This is a genomic window from Hymenobacter frigidus (assembly GCF_014640435.1).
GTDB classification, from domain to species: Bacteria; Bacteroidota; Bacteroidia; order Cytophagales; family Hymenobacteraceae; genus Hymenobacter; species Hymenobacter frigidus.
Map to the genome: position 1 here is coordinate 32,731 of NZ_BMGY01000038.1, position 7,803 is coordinate 40,533.

Below are 7,803 nucleotides of genomic sequence, written 5' to 3' on the forward strand. Positions count from 1 at the left end.
ATGCAGCTTTATTCTTATCCCGACCCCAGCACCTGGCCCGCTCTGCAGCAGCGGGCCGCTACTGCCGAAGCCCCGCAGGTGGCCGCCCGCGTACGAGCCATTTTTGGCCAGGTACGTGAAGGTGGCGATGCCGCTCTGCTCAGTTTAGCTAGTGAACTTGACAAGGCCTCAATGACCCGCCTGTTGGTTTCCGAGGCTGAGTTTGCGGCGGCCGCTTCCCAGGTTCCGGCCGACTTACAAGCCGCCATTCGCCAGGCCCGGGCCAACATTGAGGCCTTTCACGCCGCCCAGCGCGAGCCCGAGCTGCGCGTAGAAACCATGCCGGGCGTGGCCTGCAGCCGGCGCGCGGTGCCGGTGCAGCGGGTGGGCCTGTACGTGCCGGGCGGCTCAGCGCCGTTGTTCAGCACGCTGCTGATGCTGGGCGTGCCGGCCCGGCTGGCGGGCTGTCCGCAGGTAGTGGTGTGCACGCCCCCCCAGTCCGATGGCACGGTGAGCCCGGTCATTTTGTTCGTGGCCCAATTACTGGGAATCTCCACGGTGGTGAAAGCTGGCGGGGCCCAGGCCATTGCGGCCTTGGCGCTGGGTACGGTTTCGGTGCCGGCTGTTGATAAAATATTCGGCCCCGGCAACCGCTACGTAACGGCGGCCAAGCAGTTGGCCGCGGCGGAGTTCGGGGTGGCGATTGATATGCCCGCCGGACCCTCGGAGGTATTGGTAATTGCCGATGAAACGGCTAATGCGGCCTTTGTCGCGGCTGATTTACTGTCGCAGGCCGAGCACGGCCCCGATTCGCAGGTTGTTGTCCTCTGTAACTCGGCGGCGATGCTCGACGAGATTCGGGCCGAAACTACGCGTCAGCTGGCCACGCTGCCGCGCCGGGACGTAGCCGCGCTGGCGCTCGAAAACAGCCGGGCTATTTTGCTCCCTGATGCCGCTGCCATGCTGGCGTTCTCTAATCAGTACGCGCCGGAGCACCTGATTCTGGCCACGGACGAGGCCGATGCTTTGGCGAAAGAGGTAACCAACGCAGGTTCGGTGTTTTTGGGGCACCTCACGCCCGAAGCCGTGGGCGACTATGCTTCCGGAACCAACCACACACTGCCGACCAGCGGGTATGCCCGCCAATACAGCGGCGTCTCACTTGATTCATTCATCCGGAAAATCACCTTTCAGCGTCTTTCGCCTGTTGGCCTGCGTGCCTTGGGGCCGTTGGTTGAAACCATGGCTGAGGCCGAAGGATTGACGGCCCACGCCCGCGCCGTCACGCTACGGCTCGAAGCGCTGGCTGGCGAAAAAACAACGGCAGCGGCGGTTAGTAATCCCTACGCGGGCCTCATCCGGCCCAGCGTGGAGCGCATGCAGGCCTATTCCTCGGCGCGGGATGAGTTTGAGGGCATGGCTCCGGTGATGCTCGATGCCAACGAAAACAGCCTGGGTTCGGTGGGTCCCGCTGATTTCAGCCGCTACCCCGACCCGCACCAACGCGCTATCAAAGTGGAGTTGGCGCGCTTGAAAGGGGTGGCACCCAACCAGATTTTTCTGGGCAATGGTTCCGACGAAGCCATTGACCTGCTGGTGCGCCTGACCTGCACGCCCGGCCGCGACCACATCGTGATTTGCCCGCCCACCTACGGCATGTACGAAGTGGCCGCCAATCTCAATGATGTTGGGGTGACGCGAATCCAGCTCACGGCCGACTTTCAGCTCCCCGCCAACGCGGTCGAAACGCTGGCCGCCTCTACCGCCAAGCTGGTGTTTTTGTGCTCTCCCAACAACCCAACCGGCAATTTGCTGGCGCAGGAAGCGGTGGAAGCCATTCTGCGCAGTTTTAAAGGCTTGGTTGTGGTGGACGAAGCGTATGCGGACTTTGCCGATGCCCCCAGCTGGACCACGCGGCTCGCGGAGTTCCCGCGCCTCGTGGTGCTGCAAACCTTCTCCAAGGCCTGGGGCTTGGCCGGCCTCCGGCTGGGGGTGGCCTACGGTAGTCCCGCCCTCATTGCGTACTTCGATAAGATAAAGCCGCCTTACAACATCTCGGCGGCCACCCAGGAGCACGTGCTGACCGCCTTAGCCAGCGCCCCAAGCCTGGATGCTATGCGCGCGGAGCTGCTGGCCAACCGCCACCAGCTGGCGCAGCAATTGCCACAGGTGCCAGGCGTAGCCCAGGTGTTTCCGTCCGATGCAAATTTTCTACTGGTGCGTTTCACCACCGACGCCACGGCGATATACGACCAACTGCGCGCCCGCGGCATCGTGGTGCGCAACCGTACCACGCAACCCGGTTGCGCCGGCTGTCTGCGGCTCACCGTGGGTACTGCCACCGAAAACGCTCTGTTACTGCAAGCCCTAAAGGAAATTGGTGCGGGCTGTTAGCGGTTGCATTGCCAGCACCGGCGCCCCGCGCCATCCATTACTCATTGTTAATTGCTACCCGACTTGAAAAAGGCCTTATTTATCGACCGCGACGGTACCATCCTCGTGGAGCCCCAGCCCAGCCAGCAAATCGACGGCCTCACGCCCGATAAATTCCAGTTTCTGCCCGGGGCAATCAGCGCTCTGGCGCGCATTGCCCGCGATTTGCCCGAGTACGAGCTGGTGCTGGTGAGCAACCAGGACGGACTGGGCACTGCCAGCTTCCCCGAAAATACCTTCTGGCCCGCCCACCAGCTCATGCGGGATATTCTGGCCAGCGAAGGCGTGCGATTTTCCGCTGAGCACATCGACCGGAGCTTTCCGCACGAAAGCTTGCCAACCCGCAAACCCGGCACTGCACTTCTGGGTCAATACCTGGACCCCACCCACGATTACGACCTGGCTAACTCCTTCGTCATCGGTGACCGTCCGACCGATGTGCAGCTTGCTGTGAATCTGGGTTCGCAAGCCATCCTGATAGGAGAGGAGCCGGACCCGCGTGCCGCGCTCACTACAACCAGCTGGGAGGCCATCTACCAATTCCTGCGTTATCCGGCCCGCGTGGCAGTCATCGAACGCAACACCAACGAAACGCAGATTGCCATTCGTCTAAATCTGGATGGTACCGGCCAAACCGATATCCATACCGGCCTGGGTTTTTTCGACCACATGCTGGAGCAGTTGGGTCGGCACAGCGGTGTCGATTTATCCATAAGTGTAAAAGGCGATTTACACATTGATGAACATCACACCGTGGAAGATACCGCCCTGGCCTTGGGCACGGCCTTCTCCCAGGCCTTGGGCGATAAGCGGGGACTGGCCCGTTACGGCTTCCTGCTTCCCATGGATGAAGCCCTGGCCCAAGCCGCCATTGATTTTTCGGGGCGTCCGTGGTTGGTGTGGGATGCCGAATTTAAGCGCGAGCGGGTAGGGGACTTACCAACCGAACTGTTCTTTCACTTCTTTAAGTCGTTCACAGACAACTCTCGCGCTACGCTCAATATTTCCTGCGCCGGTGATAACGAACACCATAAAATCGAGGCCATATTCAAAGCAGTAGCCAAGGCCATCAAGATGGCTTTGCAGCGGGATGAATCCTCCGCTATTCCCAGCACCAAAGGTATATTGTAAAAATTGTAGTTTATTCAAATGTATAATAACACGAATGTATTAATTTGCGGTATTATGCATTTGAATATAAATTGTAAATAATGGAAATTGCAGTAGTAGACTACAAAGGCGGAAACGTGCAATCGGTGCTGTTTGCCCTGGAGCGACTGGGTGCCCAACCCATCCTGACGGCAGACCCCGATGTGCTGCGTCGCGCCGATAAGGTCTTGTTTCCCGGCGAGGGCGAAGCGTCCTCAGCCATGGAGGCCCTTCGGGAGGCTGGGTTAGACAAAGTTCTGCCCACGCTGACGCAACCTTTCCTGGGCATTTGCCTTGGCATGCAGCTGTTGGGGTTGCACAGCGAAGAAAACGATACGCCGTTGCTGGGTCTTCTGCCGTTTTCAGTCCAGCGCTTTGCCCCCGATGCGGCCCATAAAGTACCCCATATGGGCTGGAACAACCTGCTCGCGCTGCAAGGGCCGCTTTTTGCGGGCCTAACCGAAGCCGACCACGTGTACTTTGTGCACAGCTATTACGCGCCAGTGGGGGCCTACACCACGGCGCAGGCGTCGCACCCGGCCCCGTTCAGTGCGGCGGTGCAGCACGGCAATTTTCATGGGGTGCAGTTCCATACCGAAAAAAGCGGGGCCGTTGGCACGCGCATCCTGGCCAATTTTTTGGCCTTATAGTTTTTTCTACCGCCTTACTACTCTTCCCCTTGGAAATAATCCCTGCTATCGACCTTATCAACGGGCAGTGTGTTCGGCTAAGTGCCGGCGACTTCGCTCGTCAAACCACTTACGACGTTGACCCGGTGGCCGTAGCCCAGCGTTTTGCTGATGCGGGAGTGCGCCGTCTGCATTTGGTCGACCTGGATGGAGCCCGGGCGGGCAAGCCCGTAAATCTGGCGGTGCTCGAGGCAATTGCCCGGCGAACTACGCTGGACATTGATGCTGGGGGAGGCATTCAGAACGATGCATCGTTGGCGCAGGTGTTGGCTGCCGGGGCTGCGCACGTCACGGCGGGCAGCCTGGCAGTTCGGGAGCCCGCCACGGTGCATGCTTGGCTCAAACAGCACGGTGCTGGAACCGTATTCTTAGGAGCTGATTTCAAAGACCAGCACATTGTCATCAACGCCTGGGTCGACAAAAGCACTCTTACCCTGACCGGTTTCATTACGGACTACCTGGCGGCTGGCGGCACCACTTTCATCTGCACCGATGTGAGCAAGGATGGGCTGCTGCAAGGGCCTTCGTTGGCAACCTACCAGCGCTTGGTAAAGGAGTTTCCCACCGCGCAGTTTGTGGCCAGTGGCGGGGTTACCACCGTGGCCGACCTTGAAGCGCTGGCCGAAGCAGGCATGCACGGAGCTATTATTGGCAAAGCCCTCTACGAAGGCAGCATTGCTCTAGCCGATCTAAAAGCTTTTTTGTAAAAGATTTTACCGTTAATCAGTACATCGCCCACAGTACCTTTTAAACTGCGACAATAGTGGTAAAAAAACGCCTCATCCCCTGCCTCGACGTCCGTGACGGGCGCACTGTTAAAGGCATTCAGTTCGAAGGCCTGCGCGATGCGGGCGACCCCGTAGCCCTGGCAGCCCGATATGCTCGTGAAGGTGCCGACGAGTTGGTTTTTCTTGACATTACCGCTACCAACCAACGCCGTCAGCCGCTCACTGAGTTGGTACGAGACGTTGCCCGGGTGCTTGATATTCCCTTTACCGTGGGCGGTGGCATCAGCACCGTTGCTGATGTGGAAGCGTTGCTGTTGAGTGGAGCTGACAAGGTTTCCATTAATTCTGCGGCATTGGCGCGGCCCGGTTTTATTGCTGACCTTTCTCGTCGCTTCGGTTCACAATGCGTGGTTGTCGCGGTTGATGCCCGGTTAGTGGACGGCGAATGGCAGGTAATGACCCGGGCCGGCACCCAGGCCACTGGCCGCCAAGCGGTAGACTGGTGTCGAGAGGCCGCTGACTTGGGCGCTGGGGAGTTGCTACTTACTTCGATGAGCCACGATGGTACAAAATCCGGCTTCGCTCTGGAATTGACCCGGGCCGTCAGCAATGCCGTCTCGGTGCCGGTAATTGCTTCGGGTGGGGCCGGGCAGCCATCCGATTTTACGGAAGTTTTTCAAGCGGGCGGCGCCGATGCTGCGCTTGCGGCCAGTATCTTTCATTTCAATGAAACGGCCTTGCCAGCCCTCAAGCAGTATTTGCACGCCGCCGGCATTCACGTGCGTCTGTAAGAGTAGTTGTTGGTTTAGAAGGGTCTCTTTACGTCATTTATGCGTTGGGTATAGTCACCCGACACGTCGTTTATTTGCTTATGAATTTTTCTGATTCCGTTACCGGTTCCAGTGAGTTGCGTTTTGACCTGGTTACGGGCCTGGCACCGGCTATTGTGCAGGATGCTGACACCGGGCAGGTGCTTATGCTGGGCTATCTGAACGCCGAAGCTTGGACTCGTACGCAACAGGAGGGCCGGGTCACATTCTTTTCGCGTTCTAAAAACCGGTTGTGGACCAAGGGCGAAAGCAGTGGTAATTTCCTGAGTGTTGTGAGTTTGCACATCGATTGCGATGCCGACACGGTGCTGGTCCGGGCTACGCCTGCCGGACCTACGTGTCACCGGGGCACGTTGAGTTGCTTCGAGCAACTGGGACAGTCGCATATTCCAGCTGCGCCGATTGGGTTTTTAGCTTCCCTCGAACGGTTAATTATTGAGCGGCATGATTTTCCTGAACGGGCTCCCACGTCTTATACTGTTTCTCTGTTTAATAAAGGAATGGCTAAGATTGCTCAGAAAGTAGGAGAGGAGGCTGTCGAAACTGTCATTGACGCCGTCGGGGGTAGTCGGGCTACTTTGCCTGGGGAAGTGGCCGACCTGCTTTATCATCTATTGGTGCTGTTAGTTGCCGCTGGTGTTCCAACAGCGGAAGTAATCGGCATTTTGCAAGAGCGGCACCGTCTTCCAAATACGCGTCATCTCACCGAAGGCTAATCTTTTAGTTATTTCAAGAGCCAAATGCAGAGCGCCAAATCTATATAGATTTGGCGCTCTGCATTTGGCCTTTACGGTTAATAACCTTTAAGTGGTTAAGATTTTAATTGCCGCCGAATCTTTTCTAACAAGGCAATTGCCAACCTAATGTCTTCCTCTTCGGATATAGAAAGTACCGTATTTACGCCAGGTCCACTTATTTGAATCTGGTAAGAGTCGTTGTCGTTAGTAACTGCAGTAACTCTAGAGTAGGTACCAATTGTAGTTGGTTGGTGCTGAATTGGTTTTTCGGTTGTGGTGAGTTGTCTGGGCGGTTTTTCTGAAGGTGTAGTTTGACTACCATCAGGTTCCAAAAAGCCGAATAGACTAGCAATAGCATCAGGGCCAGTCTTGGGATTTTGACTGGGCACCTCTATCTGTATCGTTTCAGTTATTCTTGGGACGGTAGGTAGCTCAACGGTTTCGTTTGTTTTTGTTTCTTCGCTCACCCACGGGGGTATATTCATAAGTATATTTTGCTCAGGATGAAAGGTTGCCAGTCGAAGAGCTTGGTCTGTTAATTGCCGGCGAGGGGTCTGTTTGGCTGACAAAGCATCGATATCAGCAATCGTGTTGTTTTCATCGAGCAGACCTACCATGCGCGCTCCGTCTACAAATGCCTTGGCTACGCCTTGAGCATTTATTTCTTCTACCCCGAATTCGCGAATCAGCATAACATCCAGCATTTGCACTGGCAGTTCCCGGGACCGAAATTTTCGACACAGCTGGGTAAATAGGGGTGGTGTAAGAAATGCTTCCCGGTGAAATACTAATTCCTCTTGCTTGTCGTAAGCGTGTTTTATCCGCTTAAATAGCGTCGTGGTCGTTAGCATTTCACGCTTGCTTGTCACCAGACCAAATTTAACAGCCGACCCGATTATAGCTTTGAAAGACCCGCTGACTTTGCGGTTCAATTTTCGCGCTGCAGTTTCTATGGTTGATTTCCCTCCGGTATCATCCGTTATTTCGGCTAGTTCCCAAGCGCCAGTATAACCAGTTCTTGGGTAGTCTATAAGTTTTGGCATGCCCTTTAGGGTATAAGCAATGGGAGACGTTGAGTAAGAGTGTTAACAACGTAAGTAAATAAAAGTTTATTTTAAAGATAATTCTTATACTTTATTATACTAGATTCAGTATAATATCTGAGTAGGGGCAGTAAATATGCAACGGTAAGTTCACATGAACTGTGTTAAAAATTAAGGGGTGAGGGTGAGTTTTGAGCTAAAATCAGCTTGATAGG

Annotated in this window: 7 protein-coding genes; 6 read left to right on the plus strand and 1 reads right to left on the minus strand. The window is 56.0% G+C overall.

Annotation, left to right across the window (positions count from 1 at the left end):
* The 6 genes from hisD (at position 1) to hisIE (ending at position 6,524) form a co-directional block, all read left to right on the plus strand.
* Positions 1 to 2,373, plus strand: a complete 2,373-nt coding sequence (gene hisD / locus IEW17_RS21370; protein ID WP_308420629.1) for a histidinol dehydrogenase — start codon at positions 1 to 3, stop codon at positions 2,371 to 2,373.
* Between the two features lie 63 nt (positions 2,374 to 2,436).
* A complete protein-coding gene (hisB, locus tag IEW17_RS16335) occupies positions 2,437 to 3,543 on the plus strand; it encodes a bifunctional histidinol-phosphatase/imidazoleglycerol-phosphate dehydratase HisB (RefSeq protein WP_188563130.1) in 1,107 nt (368 codons plus the stop codon).
* An 80-nt stretch (positions 3,544 to 3,623) separates the two neighbouring features.
* Positions 3,624 to 4,211, plus strand: coding sequence for an imidazole glycerol phosphate synthase subunit HisH (gene hisH, locus IEW17_RS16340; RefSeq protein ID WP_188563131.1), 588 nt, complete (start codon positions 3,624 to 3,626; stop codon positions 4,209 to 4,211).
* A gap of 29 nt (positions 4,212 to 4,240) precedes the next feature.
* The gene (locus IEW17_RS16345; RefSeq protein ID WP_188563132.1) at positions 4,241 to 4,957 is read left to right on the plus strand and encodes a 1-(5-phosphoribosyl)-5-[(5-phosphoribosylamino)methylideneamino]imidazole-4-carboxamide isomerase; all 717 of its coding nucleotides are present in this window, start codon (positions 4,241 to 4,243) and stop codon (positions 4,955 to 4,957) included.
* Between the two features lie 56 nt (positions 4,958 to 5,013).
* Positions 5,014 to 5,769, plus strand: coding sequence for an imidazole glycerol phosphate synthase subunit HisF (gene hisF, locus IEW17_RS16350; RefSeq protein WP_188563133.1), 756 nt, complete (start codon positions 5,014 to 5,016; stop codon positions 5,767 to 5,769).
* An 80-nt stretch (positions 5,770 to 5,849) separates the two neighbouring features.
* Entirely contained in the window at positions 5,850 to 6,524 is a 675-nt protein-coding gene (gene hisIE / locus IEW17_RS16355) for a bifunctional phosphoribosyl-AMP cyclohydrolase/phosphoribosyl-ATP diphosphatase HisIE (protein ID WP_188563134.1), read from the plus strand.
* Positions 6,525 to 6,619: 95 nt separating this feature from the next.
* Here the strand turns inward: hisIE and IEW17_RS16360 are convergent, their stop codons facing one another.
* On the minus strand, positions 6,620 to 7,588 hold the full coding sequence (locus IEW17_RS16360; protein WP_188563135.1) for a hypothetical protein: 969 nt from the start codon (positions 7,586 to 7,588) through the stop codon (positions 6,620 to 6,622).
* Positions 7,589 to 7,803: the final 215 nt, after the last annotated feature.

What these genes read in the sequence shown, in the direction of transcription:
- hisD (WP_308420629.1), top strand. Translation starts at nt 1, where the DNA reads ATGCAGCTTTATTCTTATCCCGACCCCAGCACCTGGCCCGCTCTGCAG.
- hisIE (WP_188563134.1), top strand. Translation starts at nt 5,850, where the DNA reads ATGAATTTTTCTGATTCCGTTACCGGTTCCAGTGAGTTGCGTTTTGAC.
- hisH (WP_188563131.1), top strand. Translation starts at nt 3,624, where the DNA reads ATGGAAATTGCAGTAGTAGACTACAAAGGCGGAAACGTGCAATCGGTG.
- IEW17_RS16360 (WP_188563135.1), bottom strand. Translation starts at nt 7,588, where the DNA reads ATGCCAAAACTTATAGACTACCCAAGAACTGGTTATACTGGCGCTTGG.